13 protein-coding genes and 1 pseudogene are annotated in these 15,670 nt (G+C 69.8%); 7 read left to right on the forward strand and 7 right to left on the reverse strand.

The window, feature by feature from the left end:
* The first annotated feature begins 109 nt into the window (after nucleotides 1-109).
* Nucleotides 110-574, forward strand: coding sequence for a hypothetical protein (locus tag ACWD12_RS38185; protein ID WP_450103480.1), 465 nt, complete (start codon nucleotides 110-112; stop codon nucleotides 572-574).
* A gap of 521 nt (nucleotides 575-1,095) precedes the next feature.
* Here ACWD12_RS38185 and ACWD12_RS38190 read toward each other — a convergent pair.
* Complete coding sequence (locus tag ACWD12_RS38190; protein ID WP_450103481.1) at nucleotides 1,096-3,483, reverse strand: ATP/GTP-binding protein; 2,388 nt, start codon at nucleotides 3,481-3,483, stop codon at nucleotides 1,096-1,098.
* 610 nt (nucleotides 3,484-4,093) lie between these two features.
* Between ACWD12_RS38190 and ACWD12_RS38195 the strand changes: the two genes are divergently transcribed.
* Together ACWD12_RS38195 and ACWD12_RS38200 are read left to right on the forward strand one after the other, a co-directional pair.
* Nucleotides 4,094-4,366 carry a hypothetical protein gene (locus ACWD12_RS38195; RefSeq protein WP_450103482.1) on the forward strand — a complete coding sequence of 91 codons (273 nt, stop codon included), beginning with the start codon at nucleotides 4,094-4,096 and terminating at the stop codon, nucleotides 4,364-4,366.
* A 148-nt stretch (nucleotides 4,367-4,514) separates the two neighbouring features.
* Nucleotides 4,515-4,772 (forward strand): hypothetical protein, encoded by a 258-nt coding sequence (locus tag ACWD12_RS38200; protein WP_450103483.1) that lies wholly within the window; start codon nucleotides 4,515-4,517, stop codon nucleotides 4,770-4,772.
* Here ACWD12_RS38200 and ACWD12_RS38205 read toward each other — a convergent pair.
* Nucleotides 4,736-6,604 carry a zeta toxin family protein gene (locus ACWD12_RS38205; RefSeq protein ID WP_450103484.1) on the reverse strand — a complete coding sequence of 623 codons (1,869 nt, stop codon included), beginning with the start codon at nucleotides 6,602-6,604 and terminating at the stop codon, nucleotides 4,736-4,738. The genes ACWD12_RS38200 and ACWD12_RS38205 overlap by 37 nt on opposite strands.
* Before the next feature lie 104 nt (nucleotides 6,605-6,708).
* Between ACWD12_RS38205 and tap the strand changes: the two genes are divergently transcribed.
* Together tap and tpg are read left to right on the forward strand one after the other, a co-directional pair.
* Nucleotides 6,709-8,916 carry a telomere-associated protein Tap gene (tap, locus tag ACWD12_RS38210; RefSeq protein WP_450103485.1) on the forward strand — a complete coding sequence of 736 codons (2,208 nt, stop codon included), beginning with the start codon at nucleotides 6,709-6,711 and terminating at the stop codon, nucleotides 8,914-8,916.
* Nucleotides 8,917-8,920: 4 nt separating this feature from the next.
* A complete protein-coding gene (gene tpg / locus ACWD12_RS38215) occupies nucleotides 8,921-9,478 on the forward strand; it encodes a telomere-protecting terminal protein Tpg (RefSeq protein ID WP_450103486.1) in 558 nt (185 codons plus the stop codon).
* A 67-nt stretch (nucleotides 9,479-9,545) separates the two neighbouring features.
* Here the strand turns inward: tpg and ACWD12_RS38220 are convergent, their stop codons facing one another.
* A complete protein-coding gene (locus ACWD12_RS38220) occupies nucleotides 9,546-10,859 on the reverse strand; it encodes an AlbA family DNA-binding domain-containing protein (RefSeq protein WP_450103487.1) in 1,314 nt (437 codons plus the stop codon).
* Nucleotides 10,860-11,007: 148 nt separating this feature from the next.
* Between ACWD12_RS38220 and ACWD12_RS38225 the strand changes: the two genes are divergently transcribed.
* Nucleotides 11,008-11,388 (forward strand): DUF6247 family protein, encoded by a 381-nt coding sequence (locus tag ACWD12_RS38225; RefSeq protein ID WP_450103488.1) that lies wholly within the window; start codon nucleotides 11,008-11,010, stop codon nucleotides 11,386-11,388.
* A gap of 40 nt (nucleotides 11,389-11,428) precedes the next feature.
* Nucleotides 11,429-11,563 (forward strand): hypothetical protein, encoded by a 135-nt coding sequence (locus ACWD12_RS38230; RefSeq protein WP_450103489.1) that lies wholly within the window; start codon nucleotides 11,429-11,431, stop codon nucleotides 11,561-11,563.
* Between the two features lie 352 nt (nucleotides 11,564-11,915).
* Here ACWD12_RS38230 and ACWD12_RS38235 read toward each other — a convergent pair whose 3' ends face one another.
* The 4 genes and pseudogenes from ACWD12_RS38235 to ACWD12_RS38250 all read right to left on the reverse strand — a co-directional run.
* Nucleotides 11,916-12,395: a sigma factor-like helix-turn-helix DNA-binding protein gene (locus ACWD12_RS38235; RefSeq protein ID WP_450103490.1), complete on the reverse strand. Its 480-nt coding sequence runs from the start codon at nucleotides 12,393-12,395 to the stop codon at nucleotides 11,916-11,918.
* Nucleotides 12,396-13,114: 719 nt separating this feature from the next.
* The gene (locus tag ACWD12_RS38240; RefSeq protein ID WP_450103491.1) at nucleotides 13,115-13,591 is read right to left on the reverse strand and encodes a MarR family transcriptional regulator; all 477 of its coding nucleotides are present in this window, start codon (nucleotides 13,589-13,591) and stop codon (nucleotides 13,115-13,117) included.
* A complete protein-coding gene (locus ACWD12_RS38245) occupies nucleotides 13,588-14,292 on the reverse strand; it encodes a hypothetical protein (RefSeq protein ID WP_450103492.1) in 705 nt (234 codons plus the stop codon). Before ACWD12_RS38245 ends, ACWD12_RS38240 begins: the two co-directional genes overlap by 4 nt.
* 430 nt (nucleotides 14,293-14,722) lie before the next feature.
* Nucleotides 14,723-14,995: pseudogene (locus ACWD12_RS38250) on the reverse strand (DEAD/DEAH box helicase); the annotation flags it as partial.
* Between the last annotated feature and the right edge of the window lie 675 nt (nucleotides 14,996-15,670).

Raw genomic sequence — 15,670 nt, forward strand, 5'->3', positions numbered from 1 at the left:
TCGGTTCCGTGGGGACGGATGGGCGTGGCTGGAGGATGATGAGGCGCCGACAGCTCTGAGAACTGGACCAGAACTCGAACACCAGGTTGGGTTTCTGTTCTCAGGCAGGATGACCGAGCCGACGGTGCTGCCGATTCTGGGGGTACGGCACCCGCAAACCAGCCAGCTCTTCTCGGCGTTCCTGGGCGTCCCAGGCGCACCCTCCCTGTGCTCCTACGGCCGCACTCTCTCGGATCTCGTCAACGAGAATCGCGGGCACCATGGCAATTGGAAGGTGTGTTCCGAGGACGAGATCGATGGCGTTGTGGACCAGATCTCGCGAGAGGTTGGGGCTGTCGGAGCGGCCTTCTTCGCCCACTTTGCGACACTGGAGGACTTGCGCGCCCGACTCGCTAGCACAGCCCACGATCAGGTAGCAGCAGGCCACTTGGCCATTGCAGAGCAACTGTCCGGGCACCCTGATGCCGCTCTCCGTGCGCTGGAGCGGTTTGCCGACGCCACTTTGGGACCTCTGGGCATCTCACCTCAAGTCACACGCTTCTCGGAGGCATTCCGACAGCACTTCGATCTGTGACTGGCCGCGACACGATGGAATCCTCCGTGGCAGCTGGTTGCGCCAGGATCGTGAGCGTGGGATGCGGTTGACGTCGAGGAACCGCTGGAGCGCGGTGGGACTTCTCAGCTGAAGTTCGGATGCTGGTGGAAGCCGTCGTAGTGCCCGGGATCGGGCTCACCTGCGACGACGGGACGACTCTCGCTCCTCCACGTCGATCGCGGAGCCTGCCAGCACCGGTCCAAGAGGCGAGGGCACGCCAGTACGGGGAGGAGACCCGCAGCGCCCAGCCGGTGGGGGAGAGCGGGTCGGGCGTCACCCGGGTCCAATCGACCGCGCGGGCGCACAACGTGCCGGCCCCCTCGAAAAGGGCGACCCACACCCACGACCCGGCAGCCCCCGGCGGCGGCATCGGCATCTCGGCGCCCATCGGGACCGCCGGGACCTCCTCCATGCCCTCGTCTTCCGCGGGCCCGGCCTCGGCGGCGTCCTGGGCGGCGCCGGCGAGGGTGGCGTCGACCCGGTCGCCCAGCGACGGGCGGTCACCCCGCCACGCCTCCAGGGCGCCGCGCGCCTTCGACCTCTCGCCCACCCTCCACATCGTACGTACAAACGTTCGAATATCGTAGAGATGCGCCTCGACCCGGACTCGCCAGCGGCGCGCGGGCGAGTCCGGGCCGACGCGCTACAACAACGTCACCAACGCGACCGCGAGCGCCGCCAGGGCGATGGCGAGCAGCGCGCCGATCGTCTCCACGGCGACGTCCCGCACGAACCGCGGAAGCCACGGCCAGCGCCCGGGCGTCGGTGCCGGCGCCGGTTCGGGCGCGCGTTCGGCCGTCCCGGACACCGCCTTCGACGCGGTGATGCCGGCCCGGCCAGCCGAGGGCGCGTGCTGCATCGAGGGCGGTGGGGAAGTCCCCGGAGAGCCGGGCGAGGTGGGCCAGGCCACGCCGGGCGGCGGGCGCGAGACGGCCACCACCGGCCGCGACGATCCGCATCCCCCGGGCGGATTCGGCGGACCGTCCGAGGTCGCGCAGGGCCTTGGCCTCGTAGTAGACGGCCATCTCCTCCAGGTCGGGCGGGAGGAGGTTGGAGGCGGCGACGGCGCCGAGGCGTTCCGCCGTACGTGCTCGGTGCTCGTGCTGCCGGCGGGCCAGCGCGGCCAAGAGCTCCACGAGCGCTCCGGCGGGCGTGGACAGCGGCACCGGGCGGGCGCTGTCGTGGTCAGGCGGGGCCAGGGGTTCCCACACGGAGTCGGAGACGTACTGCCACGCGGCCGGGGCAAGCCAGTTCAGGTCGAGGCGGAAGTCGCGAGCCAGCCGGAGTCCTTGGTGCAGGCACGCGACCAGCATCCGCCGGTCGTGCGCGGGCCCCGCGGCCCACTGCTCGCCCACGGCGGTGTGGGCACGTCGGGCGGCGGTGGTCCAGTCGGTGGGGGACCAGCGGTCGTCGGTGCGGTCGTCGGCGGTGCGGATCGTGGACCGGATGAGCGCGTGCAGGTGGTACGGCCAGATCCCGAACGGGTCCTCGCGGACGAACGGCCTCTCCGTCAGGCGCTGCGCGGGGGCCTGGTGGGTAAGCCCCGCCGCTTGGGTGGCGAGGTCGAGGTCGAACGCGTCCAGCAGGGCGGCGGCGCGCAGGACGTGGCGTTCGTCGGGGGTGAGGTCGGACAGGGTGCGGGCGATCAGCGCGGGGAAGTCCGCGTCGAAATCCTCCGGGGCGGGGGTGCGGCCGGTGCGGCGGATCTCCAGGAACCGCATCACCGACAGGTCCAGGTACAGCGGAAGGCCGTGCGAGCGGGCGGAGATGACCGCGCGCAGCGGCGGCTCGATGAGGGGCCGGCCTTCAGCGGTCAGGCGGCGGGCGAGGTAGTCGTCGCAGTCCTCGGGCGAGAAGTCCCCGATCAGCATCTGCCGCCCCGAAGGCGCCTGCGTGCTGGGCGCGGCGAGGCCGGGCCACGCGTCGGGGCCGGTGTAGTCGAGTTGGCCGGTCAGGGCGGGGTCGGCCCAGTCGAGGCGGGAGCGGCCGGTGACGAGGAACACCGCGTTCGGCATCAGCCAGACCACGCGCTGCACGAGCCGTTCGAAATCGCGGTGCGTGCGGTCGCCGATGTCCTCGAAGGTGTCCAGCAGCACGACCGGCAGGACCTGCTTCTTGGCGGGCAATTGCTCGAGCTCCCAGGCGAGCAGGTGCGGGTAGTACGAGAGGGCGTCGACGTCCGGCTCGGCTTCGAGGAGATCCGGGAGCCTCGCGCACCCTGCCAGCGCCCGGACGGCCTGGCGGCGTTCACGCAGCGCCCGCACCAGGGAGCCGGTCGCCGCGCCGACCGCGGCACCGACACCGGGGATCGGGAGCAGGGCCTGGGCGACCTCGGCGGCCGCGCTCTCCATCTGCCGGGGCAGGGCCTGCCCGACCTTGCCGCCCAGGCCGCCGCGCCGCAGGTACTCCTCCAGCGGCTCGCCGGGGTGGTTGTGGTCCCAGTAGCGGCGCAAGGCCAGGTCGAACGCCGGGAGCGGATGCCCGACTTCGGTAAGGGCGAGTCGGATGGTGAGGACGACGCGTTCGAAGTCGGCGCCGCCGGAGCGGGCGAGGTCGATGCGCACGGGCAGGACGCGTCGGCCGCCGGACCAGGCCGGTGCACCCCATTGGGCGGGACGCTGACCTATGCCGGTGAAGGCAGCTTCGAGGGCGCGGGAGAGGGTGGTCTTGCCGATCCCGCCGACGCCGTGGAAGACCGCGATGTTGTCGCGCGGCCCCTCGAAGTCCTCCACGTCGACCCCGGGCCCGGCGGCCCTGCGCAGCTGGTCGGCGACCAACCCGGCGGCGAATTCCCATTGCAACTGGCGGTTGACGAACGCCTCGTCGACGTCCAACGCCGTCTCGTTCGTGCTGAACAGCGCCCGCAGATCCCGCCCTGCCACCGTCATCCCCCTTGAGCAACCAGCTGTCCCGCTCAACCTACGTGCCTGTTTCACCTTCGAGGGCTGGCACTGTCGGACAGACGTCGGAGTTCGGGCCGCCCGCGCTGCGTGGATCGACCGCCATCGGCGCTCCGGGCCGCATCCCGCATCCAGGCTTCCAGGGTGTGAGGGCTAACCGAGTTCCCGTGCGTTCACGTTGTTGCCGACGTGCTCGTCCAAGGTCGGATATCGGCATCTGACCGGTGCGAACAACTGCCGAAGTCGACGACGCGCACCTTACTTGCGGTCCCGCTCAAGTACGTTTCGGCAGCATCAACTGTCCGGAGCGGGGCGAGTCCACCGTCGGAGGCGTGCCGGACCGGTGGAAGGCGAGTCCGGGACCGGTGAGGCCGTCACGATGGAGGACCATCCGGGATTTCTTGGAGGTCGAAGCGATCCGGGGTATTGCGGGAAGAATTGCCGCTTCTCCGCCTAAAGCCACCTCGGTCAACCGAATAGCTGGAAAAGTTCGGTCGGCCCCGCGCAGTAGCGTTTGTGAGACCGCTCGGACCGCTACCAACGACACCGAGCGGCCTCACAACACATCTGCGACTACTCGGGTATGGAGCAAGCCGCTATGGCTGACGCTACCGTCCCGCCACGCACCCCGGTGCGTGGCGGGACTGCTTCGTCGATCGCTTCCGGCGCCAACGGTGCCGAGATCGCCGCGGTCTCGCTTGGCGTGTTCGTCATCGCCGTCCTGGTCACGGTCGTCTTCGCCGCGCTGCGGCGACACCAGCGCATGCGGTGGTCCGACGTCATCATCCAGGCCGGCGCGGTGTTCGCCGGGACCGTGGTGTTCACCCTCACCGTTCTCGGAGCCGTGATGGGGAGGTGGCCGGTCGGATGACTTCGGTCCGTCATCGGCGGCTGCGGTGGGGACGATGTTGGCGCCGGACAAGGCAGCCACCGATGACGGACGCGAATTGCCGAACCGGCCCTTGGCTGCGGAGAATCCGTTGGCCAAGTCCAGCCGACATCACGCAAGGCGGCCCACCGTGCCCAAGGAACCCGCAGAACCCGTCAGCCATGCGGACGCGGACGCCGCCGTCGGGCGGGTGATCGCCTGGTACCGCACGCAACTCGCCGACGAGCAGCGCGCCGCGGTCCCCGATCAGACGCGGCTGCAGGAGCTGTTGGACGGCTTGGCGGCGTGCCTGGCCGACCAGCGCCATCTGGAGGACGCCGACCCGGATGACCTGGCGCGGATCGCCGCGGACTACGAGGCGCGGCTGAACGACCTGCCCACGTCGTAGCCCCCCCTCACGTCCCGTGTGCGGACCGGTAGCGCGGCGCGGCTGGTCGGCCCGGCGAGCGTCCCGGGACGTAGGTCGACGGGCAGCAGCGGCCAGGCGAGTCGGGTGATGTCGCGTAGTTCGAACCGGTACTGCGGCAGCGCCTCGGTCAGGTGCTTCTGCACGCTGAGGAACCGGGCCGCGTCCGGCACGGTGTAGGGGCGGTGCTGTTCCGCGAGCAGCGCGGGCACCGCCCCGAGGGGGTGCTGCCATCGTCCGTCCGGGCCGCGTTCGTTGCGGTAGGCGGCGGTGCGGTCGCGGCGCAGCACGGTGACCGCGTCGACCAGCCCGGCCTGTTCGGCGGCCGCGACCGCGTGGGGGATCGCGGTGAAGCAGCGGTCGTGGCCGGCGGCGGTGGTGAACCGTGCAGGTCCGGTGCGGGCGAGCCGTACGTACCGGGCGGCGGCGCCTTGGCGGCTGTCGGCGGCGCGGACGCCGAGGACCACCAGTTCGATGCGGCGCCCGGCGGCGCAGTCGGCGCGGGCGCACGCGAGGAAGTGTTCGGTGTCGCCGGGGGAGATCTCGATGGTCATGTCGCCGCGGTGCGCGCGTACGTACGCCTCGGCTTGGCGCTGCCAGGCGGTGTAGTCCGCGCGGATCCTGGCGCCGGCGGTGCGTGGCTCCTCGAGGAGGAGCTTCCAGTAGTCGGGGTGCATGGCCTTGTAGTTGTCACCGTTGATGCCGACCGGGCGGCGGTGCCGCGCCGCGCGGCGCACCAGGTAGGCGGCGTCGGTCTTCCCGGCGCCGGGCTGGCCCATGACGTAGGTGGTCACCGGGCGGTCGTGCGCGGTGATGTCGGCCAGGTAGCCGGGCAGGATCAGCGCGTCGAACGTCCAACGGTGCTCGGCGGGCGAGAGCCGGTGGTAGTGCACCCCAGGGGCCTCCCGGATGGCCTGCGCGGTCCGGCGCACCGGCTCGGCGAGCGCCGCCGCACGTTCGGCGTCCCGCTGCACGGCCAGGCGCCGGTCCTCGTCCACGACCTCGCGGTGCAGCCGCCGGTCCGACAGCGTCAGCCCCAGCCGGAACGCCGCCGTCTCCGGGGCTGTCCACCACCGCCGGTGCTCGGCGTCGACCGCCGCCGCCGCTCCAGCCGTGCCGGTCCACCGACCGTCGTGGCTCAGGTGGTTCGTGTAGAGCACGGTGTGGTCGCGGCGTACGACGGTGACCCGGTCGACCAGGCGCTCGTCCTCGACCACCGCGAGCGTAGACAGCAGCCCGGCCACGCAGGTGTCGTGGTTCTCCCACGACACCCACCGGCCGCCGCCGTCCGCGTGCGTGGCGAGGTAGCGGTCCAGGATGCCCTGCGCGCTCGCCGCCGGCGCAGTCGCGACCACCACCAGCTCGACCCGGTGCCCCGCCGCCCGGTAGGCCGCCGACGCGGCCCGCGCCTCGTCGGCATCGGCCAGACCTGTTTCGACCACCGCGTCCAAGCGGTGAACACGCACGTGTTCCTCGACTTCGGCCTGCCGACGACGTACGTCCCCGCGCACCCCGATCCCGGCAAGCCGCACATCCGCCGCCAACAGCTCGGCATAGGAGGGGTGGGCCGCCTTGTACAGGTCGCTGCACACCCGCACCACCAGGCCGCGCCGCTCCAGCGCCGCCTGGACCAGGTCCGCAGTCACGGTCTTGCCCGCGCCCGGTTGGCCGGCGACCAGCACCACCACCGGCTGCTGGCGCGTCGAGGCTGCTGCCGACGTCGGAAGGATCCGCGATGCCAGCAGCTCCTGCGCCTCGGCGGCGGGTAACGCGCCTGGTCGCAGCGTCCGTATCCCCGTGCGATCTACGTCCACGCCGAGGAATGTACGCGATTCGTACGAGTGATGCACGTGCTTCGTACGCGATATGTACGCCATCCGTACGCGCTAGGGTCTAGGATGCGCATAGGAGGTGTTCGATGTCCGAGTTGTTCAACGCGGTGGACGCGCTGATCGCGTCGCGGTCCCCGCTGCCGCCGCCCGCCGAGCGCAAGCGTCTGCGGCTGGCGCACGGTCTGACGCTGGAGCAGGTCGCCGTGGCCCTGGGGGTGCGGCGGGCGACCATGAGCAGTTGGGAGGCCGGCAAGACCGAGCCTCAGCCGCCCGAGCGCGACGCCTATGCCCGCCTGCTCTCGCAGCTCGCCGAGCTCTACCCCGCCCCTGCGCCGCCGACCGGGGACGCCCATCCCGTTGCAGCGACCTTCGCCGCGGGCGCGCCGCCCGTCGAGGAACCCGCGCCCGAGATCCCGCCGACTTTCGCGGCCGCCCCGCAGGCCCCCGCGACACCTTCCCCGGCGCACGCCGAGGACGCCGCGGCCACCACCACGACGACGCCGACCACGACCGCGACCAGGCCGCCGTCGACGTCGCGCCGCCCGGCCCGCAAGACCGCCCCCGCTCAGACCCCCACGGCGGCCAGGACGGCGGCCGCGGGCGGCAAGTATCCGCACGGCCCGCTGCTGGTGCTGGACGGTGACGGGACCGCGCACGGCGTCGGCGGCGTCATGCTGGCCTGCCCGGCCACGACCGTGCCGGAGCTGGTGGAGTGGACGCTGTCGGAGGCCGGGATCGGCGCCGAGCGCCTGCACCACCACGGCCGCGACTCCGACCCCCTGGTCGTCCTCACCGAGGCCGCCGCCGTGCGGCTCGGGCTCCCGGCCCGCCTGGAGGGCGCCGAGGCCCGGCGCGGCCTGCGGCTGCCGGACGACCATCCGGTGGTCAAGCAGATCGCCAAGGCGAAGTGGCAGCTGACCAAGCGCGGGTTCGGCCCCTGGCCGCGGATCTACCGCCCGGCCAAGGGCCACCAGCGCACCTGCGTCCAGCTCGCGATCCTGTCCTGGGACGCCCTGGACTCCCGCGCCTGGTCCGACGCCGGCGACTTCGCCGCGCCCGAGGTCGCCCGCATCCTGGGCACCTACGCCGAACGCGTGCTCACCCCGCGCGGGTCGACCGCGGTGTGCGGCCTGGAGCTGATGTCCTCGCTGCGGCCGCCCACCCGCGCAGCCCGGGACGAGACCGGCGAGAAGGAATGGGTGCAGGCGACCAACAAAGGCGCCCTCGTCCGCCCGATCGACCCGGCCCCGCCCGAGGCCCCCACCGAGCACCCCGTCGCGCAGGGCTGGGACCGCGGCTTCCTGGACGAGGAGGCGTACCAGTGGGTGCGCGATCCCTCGCTCCTCGAGGACGCCGAGTGCCTGCTGGAGTTCGCGGTCGGCATCGACATCAACACCGCGTTCCTCGCCGCCGCGTCCCGGATGAACGTCGGCCTGGGCGCGCCGGTCCACCGCGTGGCGCCGGCCTTCGACAAGAAGGTCCCGGGCTGCTGGCTGGTCGATCTGTCCGGCATCGAGATCGACCCGCGCCTGCCCAGCCCGTTCACCCCCACCGGCAAGCGCCCCGACGGCCCGGCCTGGTACGCCACGCCCACCGTCGCCTACGCCGAGGAACTGGGCGCCCGCGTACGGCCGTTGGAGGCGTTCGTCCGCGAGGAGACCGGCGCCTATCTGGATCCGTGGCACGACCGCCTCAAGACCGCGTACCTGGCGACCATGGCCGATCTCGGCGTGCCGATCCCCAAGGACAGCAAGGACGTCGTCGACGAACGCGACTTCCTGGACGCGATGGAGCACCACAAGCAGGTCGACCCCGGCATGGCCGCGGTGCTCTCGGCGATCAAGGCAACGGTCAAGGGCGGCATCGGCAAGCTCCGCGAGCGCCCCCAGGGCCGCCACTACCGCGAAGGCGAGCGCTGGGGAGCCCTGGAACGCCCCACCTGGCGGCCCGACATCCGCGCCATGGTGATCTCCAAGGCCCGGGTCAACATGCACCGCAAGATGGCCACGACCGCCCGGCTGACCGGCCACTACCCCCTCGCGGTGCTCTCGGACTGCGCCGTCTACGCCAGCCCCACCGCCGACCCGCTCGGGTTCCTGCCGCTCACCGACGCCGACCACGCCCTCGGCGCCGGCCACGTGGTGCCCGGCAGCTTCCGCCTGGGCGCTACGCCGGGCCTGGCCAAGCTGGAGGGCGTCCAGCCGCTGCTCACCGCCATCGACCAGATGGAGCAGGGCCTGAACCCCGCCCGCCACATCAAGGGCGGCGACGCCGTCCTGGACGAAGGAGAGTAGGGCCGTGGGGGAGATCGACGACGCCCTGGACCGCGCCGGATACGAGCAGGTCACCCGCGAACCGCCCAAGACGGCGGCCGCCCGGTTCCGGCTGCTCATGAAGGCAGAGAAGGGCTCCACACGGGCCGTGGCGGCCCGCCTGGGCGTCTCCCGACGTACGGTCGAGCGCTACCTCGCAGGGACCCGCAAACGCCCCCGCAAGCCGCTCCTGGACGCCCTAGAACGCGAGGTCCGCAAGGCCTGGCAGCCGCGAGTGCGCAAGCGCGCCCGCCGTCAGGCCGCCGCGTCCGGCGGCATCACGATCGAGCTGCGCGCCCGATTCGGGTACGCGTCCGCCGCCGGGTCCACCGACGACCCCCGGATGCGCCGGCTGACCCAGCACCTGCCGCCCGACTACGCCGCGCGACTGCTCAACGCACAGGACGCGGGTGCGAGCGACCGTGAACTTCGCGGTATCGTTGCCGAAGGACTCCAGGAGGTGTATTTCAAGGACGGCGGAAACCGCGCCCAAGGCCTCGAAGTCGAGTTGATCGATATCGATTTCTTCGACGCTTCATTCTGAGCGGGAAGCGCCCGGGGCGGATATCAGGTGGACATGTATCCCGACCACAGAAGAACCTCTGATGCCTTTAACCGACGGTTTCTTCGGTCAACTGGACTCCGGCAGAATTGGCCCACGGAGTGATCGCCTGAAGATGCGTCCCGCCCCAGTAGCGCGACCGTAGCTGACCGTCGGGGGTCAGCTGTAGCGCCTCCGGTTGGCCGAAGCCGTGGACAATGCCGGTCATCAGCGCGTGGGCGGCGACCACCAGCTCCGGCCCGTCCGCAGCCAAGTCGTCCAGATTCGCTAGGGATTCGGCTGTGGGAGCGGTGCTTACGGCTGGGCCGTACTGGTTTTTGAACCCGCGGTCGTGTCCCAGCCGTGCCGGAGACTGTGAGGACACTGGCCAGATGGCGGCGCGGATAGTGGCGCTGCCACCAGTGGACGCACGGTCTCGTGCATGGCCAGCAAGGAAACGCAAACCGCTGATGATGCCTTCAGCCAGGTACTCCTCCGAGACCCTGGTGCCGCTGTCGTCGCAGAAGCCGACCTGCGCGGCGAACGTTCCCGCGCCGTCTGCTGCAAGTTCACATCCGAGCCACTGTCCCTCAGGCCCGATGCGGTCGTCGCTGGCATCCGCCGCCAGATGTCCGGCACGCACCCGCGTACGCGTCCAGTCCACATCCGTTCGCATGATCCGGGGGCGCTTGCCGATGACCTGGTTGCGGAACTCGCGGAAACTGCGGGTGTCCAACGTGAAGCTGCCCGGGGTGTCCGGGATCAGCGTCAGCACCACATACGGCATCTCGGCCGCGTTCATGGTCGCGACTAGGGATTCCTGCAAGCCTGCCGCCCGCTCGGCACGGGCGCGTTGCCCTGCCGCGCGGTCCGCGTACGCCGCAGCGACCTGCGCCTCGGACAGGTACACCGTCGTCGTGTCGTGACGCCGCGGGTAGCGCCACCCGTCGTTGACGGACACTCCATGCGGTGCGTTCGGGCTCGGCGGCACGGCGATCAGCACGAAGCCGTGCTCCGGGGCCGACCCCTGCACGGTGACGATGTCGAACCGTGGAAGCGGGGAGACCCCTGCCGCAACCACCTGGCGGATTCTGCGGTTCTCGTCGTCGCTCAGCGCGACGCCAGGTGCTGCGCACGCACGCGCTTGGTCGTCTTCGCCGACGCCGATGACGATCACTCCGCCAGCGCCGTTCGCCAGCGCGGCCACATCACCGCATAAGTCCCGCTTGCCCTTGTCGTTGCCGCTGTACAAAGCGACCTTGAAGTCCAAGTCGAAGGCCTCAGTGACTCCACCAGTCACCAGGGCTTCGACGTTGGCAGTCGTCAGGTCGGCCAGTTCGGCGCCGAAAACCTGATTGAGGCGGGGGGATCGCAAAGCGGCCATCCCGCGATGATCGAGGCAGCTGCGTCGCTGAGCAAGCCGTTTGCAAGATGGTGCTTAAGCAACAGCCAGACCTGCTGAGCAAGCCACCAACGGGCGGTCAAGCTACTGTCGCAGTCGCTACCGTGGCCGCCCCGAAGGCAGGCACCCGATGAGCGCACAGCCCCAGTACACGCCCGCCCCGCCCCCGGCTCCCGCCGCGGCCGCGCAGCTGCTCGCCTGCATCCGCGTCGACCACCGCGCGCTCCGCTGGGAACCGGCGTTCGTCCGCGACTGGGCCAAGGCACTGGAGGATTCCCGCCAGACCTTCGACCTGACCCCGCTGCACGAGGTTGTCCGCACCTGGCAGGGCCGCCTGGACACTGCGCCCGCCGTCGACGCGTTCGTCGACCACGGCCTGGACGACGCCAACGCCGTCACCCTCGAGTCCGTCATCGGCGCCCGCCGGAGACCGACCAGGCATGGCCAGCCTTTCTCTCCCAGCACGCCGTCAAGGTCCTCGCCGAACTCCCGCCGCAGGCACAGGAGATGACCCGCGACGTCCTCGGCATCGCCTCCCGCGCCCCCTGAGGGTGGCCCAGTGGGACCCCACCGACCCCGACGGCGAAGACACGCGCATGGCCTCCGTCGGCCCGCTGGTCGTCGTGTTCTGGGTGAACCGGATACGCCAGCGGATCAACGTCCTGGACGTCTCCTGGCTCGGCTGACCGCTCGCCAGCGAAACAGAGCTCCAAGCGGTAGGTGGTCTCCAGATTCTCATCGGGAAACCGCAGGTCACGGCGGGCTTGGGTGACGGTGCCGACGTCACCCAAACGTCACCCTCGGCTCGATCGCTTCCATCGCGTGAACTGAACCGCGTGAGTCGAGTTCAGTCTCCACACGGTGGAGATACGCGAAATCATCTGCTTCCGGCACGGGCCGTGCTTCGCTGGTGGCACCGTAGGTGGCAAGCCCACCAACGGTGCCGAGGAGCCAGCCAGCATCCGGAAGGACCAGTGCCGCAGTCCAGGCTGCCCGGACCACCACTGCAATGAGACCGTTGCCTTCGACATCGGCCGGTCACTCTTCAATGGTGCCAGGGGAGTTCGAGGCCTCGGGCGTCCGAGCGGCCTTGCGCACCCGGTATGCAGCTTGCCGACAGCGCCCGCTGCAGTACTGGGCAGGTCGCCCGACCCTTGATTCCTTGATCGCTGTCAAGCGTCCCTTGCAGTGAGAGCAGCGCCCTGGGACGTACCCCTCCTGATAGATCCGAGCGAGCTCAGCCTCCCACTCAGCGTTCTCCCGTTCGACCTCCTTGAAGAACTTACGAACGCTGAAATCGAGATCGATGCCGCCGTCTTCTGAGCGCAACCAACCGGAGCGCTCCGCGATGGCCATCCGCTTGGCCGCCGCGCGCAGCACCTGAGCCACGCGCTGCCGGGAGATGCCGAAGATGCGGCCGACCTCATCCAGTGTCTTTTTGTCGATGAGTACTTGATAGAAGACGGACGCATCCCTGTCGGAGAGGCTCCCCATCGCCGCTGCGAACTGGTCACTCACGTCGAGTGCTCGTTGCGGAGTAGGGTCTCGATGCTGTCGGTGCCGCTTCATTGTTGCCCTCCGCGGATCGCGGGGCGGTGCTCCTCGCCGGTGGCCAGCTCCCCCGGGATCACCTGCGGCGATGACGGTCCTGCCGAAGCTCCCTCGATCCCGCTGGCAGCTGAGGGCCCGGGACGGGGGAGCAGCATCGTCAGGACAGCCACCAGGCCCCGCACCTCGGACAGCACAGCCGGAATGTCCGAAGGATGGGCCTTCCCCACTGCGTGCCACGTCACAAAGCCAACCAAGCCTGCCAAGACCAGGACAACAGACATCCACGCGACAACCAGGGCGACGCCCGCCGACATGTCCACCATGATGAACACCCCTCCAGAAACGCGAAAGGCCTCCGCAGGAAACCTGCGGAGGCCTGAAACGAAGAAACCCCCGAGATTCGGGGGTAAGAGGACCGTGGCGTCTGGGCACACGTATCCCGCTCTGAAAGCAGCATACAGGATGGTCAACTCCTGTGCCAGATCTGCCTCTTCGCGCGTTCGCCCAGGTCAGCGCGCCTCCTGAAACTTGCCCCTTCATCTGGCGAGTTTCGTAACGCGTCGGATCAGTGCGGCTCACGATGGCAAAGGAGGCCGACCGATGTCTGCACACCAACCGCGTCCGGTAGGGAGATTAACTCGTACAGAATGCGGCCGCAGGTGCCATGTGCTTCTTCGGCGGTGTGCTCAGCTGACGACAGCGCGGAGGGTGCTGCGGCGTTTGGCGTCGGCGGCCTTCTTCGCCGCGGCCTGAGTGGCGCGCTTCTTGCGCTGCTCGGCGAGCTGGTCCTGGTAGAGGGCGACCGCGCGGTGGTAGTTCGCCACGAAGTCGGGCGCGTCCAAGCGGTCGGCCGCGGGCATGGCGTTGACGGCCGCTACGGCGTCCTGGGGCGAGTTGTGCCCGGCCACCATGGCATTGATCTGGTAGACGCCGTTACGCAACTTGGTTACCAGGCGGGCCAGTTCCAGGGTGCGCAGCGCGGCGTTGGCGCTGGACCGGCTCAGTCCCAGCAGGGCGCCGATGCTGGCCTGGTCGATGGTGATGAGGCCGCCGGCCTCGCTCATCGAGCGCAGCTTGAGCAGGGCCCGGTACGCGGCCGGCGGGAGGTCCAGGTCGGCCAGGAGGCCGTCGGCGTTGACCGCGGCGAAGCGCAGTGTGCTCACGACAGTGTCCCTTCCTCCTGCTGGGCGGCGCGGGCCTGGCGGCGCGCGGCGCGTTGCTCGGCGCGCTCCTGGCGCCGCTCCTCGATGGCGACGCGCATGTGCGCGAGCGACGGGTAACGCACCCGCTCCGGCAGCGTCTTGTTCTCGCGGATCTCGGTGATCGCGTCGTACTGCTCGACGCGAATGTACTCCGGCTTCCTGCCAGCGGTCTCGGTGCCCGGGATGAACTCCGCCGCCCGGTAGGAGTACGGCGGATTGAACTGGTAGACGCCGCGCTTCACCTTGAACACGATGCCGTGCTCGGCGATCTCCTTGATGACGTCGGCGACCTTCGACCGCGACACGTCCAGGACATACGCCATCTCCTCCTGGGTCAGAGGGATCCGGCCACCGGCGCGCTGGCACGAGATCAGCAGGAAGATCATCCGCAGCGGCAGCGCCTCGCGGAAGTACTGCGCGCAGATGAACAGGAACTCCAGACTGTCCATCGCGAACGCGTTGGGCCGGTCCGGCGTGCCGTAGAACTCCACCGACTGCCGCTCAGGGCCCAACGAGAGGCTCCGGCCGGGATAGCGCCGAGCGACGTCATCCAGGTCCTTCACCGGCGCCACAGGCCGGCTCCATGCCTGGAGCGCGTCGTCGACCGGCAGCTGCGGCCGCGGAACCCCGGCCCTCGCGCTGCCCTCAGGCTCGGAGACCACTGGCACCCCTTCTCAGCGCTCAACACCCAACCGTCGCGGAGGCAGCAGTATGTCAGCGAGACCGACAAAAACGTCGGTCTCGCTGACGTTCCGCGTGTCTTGTGTCCCCTCAGGGGGGACAGAACTCCCCCCTCGACCAACTCGCCGCCCACGCCGCACATGCGCGCTCGGAATGTCAGCCACGCCGACGTTTCGCACCTCTTCCTGTCGGTCCTGCTGACATTTGGAGCGCGTTGTGTACCCCCAGGAGGGACACAACGAAGACGATCTGTCCCTCCTGGGGGTACACAACAGCTGCGCTACTAGGCCTCTGACCTGCGGTTCTTTGTCCCTCGCCCTATATCTGAAATGGGCGCGCATCCTGCAGTCCAACCCCCGCAGCCCCAGCCCTGGCGCATCTCACCCCACTGGAGGGGTGGACACCCAAGCTCACGGCGACGGACGGCCCCACGTGGCCGGCCTGTTGCCACGCGCGGACGGTCTGGGTGAGCAGGTCGAGGGTGGGGACGAGGATCAGCACCCGTCCGTTGGGTACGAGCCGCTTCGCCGCGGTAGCGCCGATGACGGTCTTGCCCGTGCCGCACGCCGCGTGGACCTGTGCCCGCAATCCGTTCGCGGGGACGCGTTTCCCGGGCGGGATGTCGAGTCCCCGGATGATCGCGTCGACGGCTTCTTTCTGGTGGTCCCGCAGCTTTAAGGCCATTTCCTGTTTCTCCTTTCCCGGTTTCGCTTTCCGGGAATTCCGCCGAATTATTGGGTGCGGTTCTGGGATTATCCACGGGGCTCCGCATTCCCGGCTCCGGGGCGCGCGTGCCGCTCCGATGGGACTGGGGTAGGGGGGTGCAGCGGTATGGCTGAGTCTACACAGTGCATCACAGTGATACATCAGGCTTGACAGGATCGGTTGGCGTTCCTTTCGGGTGGCGTGTTCTGCTTCCGAATGGGGGTGTGGTGGTGTAGTCTGGCGGGGTTGGTTCGGTGATTCGAGGGGGTGTGTGATGGCTCGTCAGGTGGCGTCGGTGGGTGTAGGACGGAGCGCAGCGGAGTCCCGTCTCTGCGGGGGCCGGCCCCTGGGCAACGCGCACTGACGGTCTGTCAGTTCTACGGGCGCGAAGGAGAGTTGCAGTCTCTACACAGTTCATCACGGCCGCGCGTGAGGGGGGCCGGCACCCTCTCGTCGCCACCTTCCTTGCTGCCGTGAATTCCCGCTTGCGGGGATTCACCAATTCCGCGCTTGCGCGGAATTGATTCGCTTTTGAATTCCGCTTGCGGAATTCAAATTGCGCGCTTGCGCGCAATTCCGCCGGAGCGCAGCGGAGGCGCGTCGCTGCCTGCCGCGCCAGCGGCAGGGTACCCGCGGAGCGGGTACCAGATCGGA

The organism is Streptodolium elevatio (genome assembly GCF_053592165.1).

Bases quoted from the DNA above. Each gene is read 5' to 3' on its own strand.
- ACWD12_RS38185 (WP_450103480.1), top strand. From the start codon at position 110: ATGACCGAGCCGACGGTGCTGCCGATTCTGGGGGTACGGCACCCGCAA.
- ACWD12_RS38190 (WP_450103481.1), bottom strand. From the start codon at position 3,483: ATGACGGTGGCAGGGCGGGATCTGCGGGCGCTGTTCAGCACGAACGAG.
- ACWD12_RS38195 (WP_450103482.1), top strand. From the start codon at position 4,094: ATGGCTGACGCTACCGTCCCGCCACGCACCCCGGTGCGTGGCGGGACT.
- tap (WP_450103485.1), top strand. From the start codon at position 6,709: ATGTCCGAGTTGTTCAACGCGGTGGACGCGCTGATCGCGTCGCGGTCC.
- ACWD12_RS38220 (WP_450103487.1), bottom strand. From the start codon at position 10,859: ATGGCCGCTTTGCGATCCCCCCGCCTCAATCAGGTTTTCGGCGCCGAA.
- ACWD12_RS38225 (WP_450103488.1), top strand. From the start codon at position 11,008: ATGAGCGCACAGCCCCAGTACACGCCCGCCCCGCCCCCGGCTCCCGCC.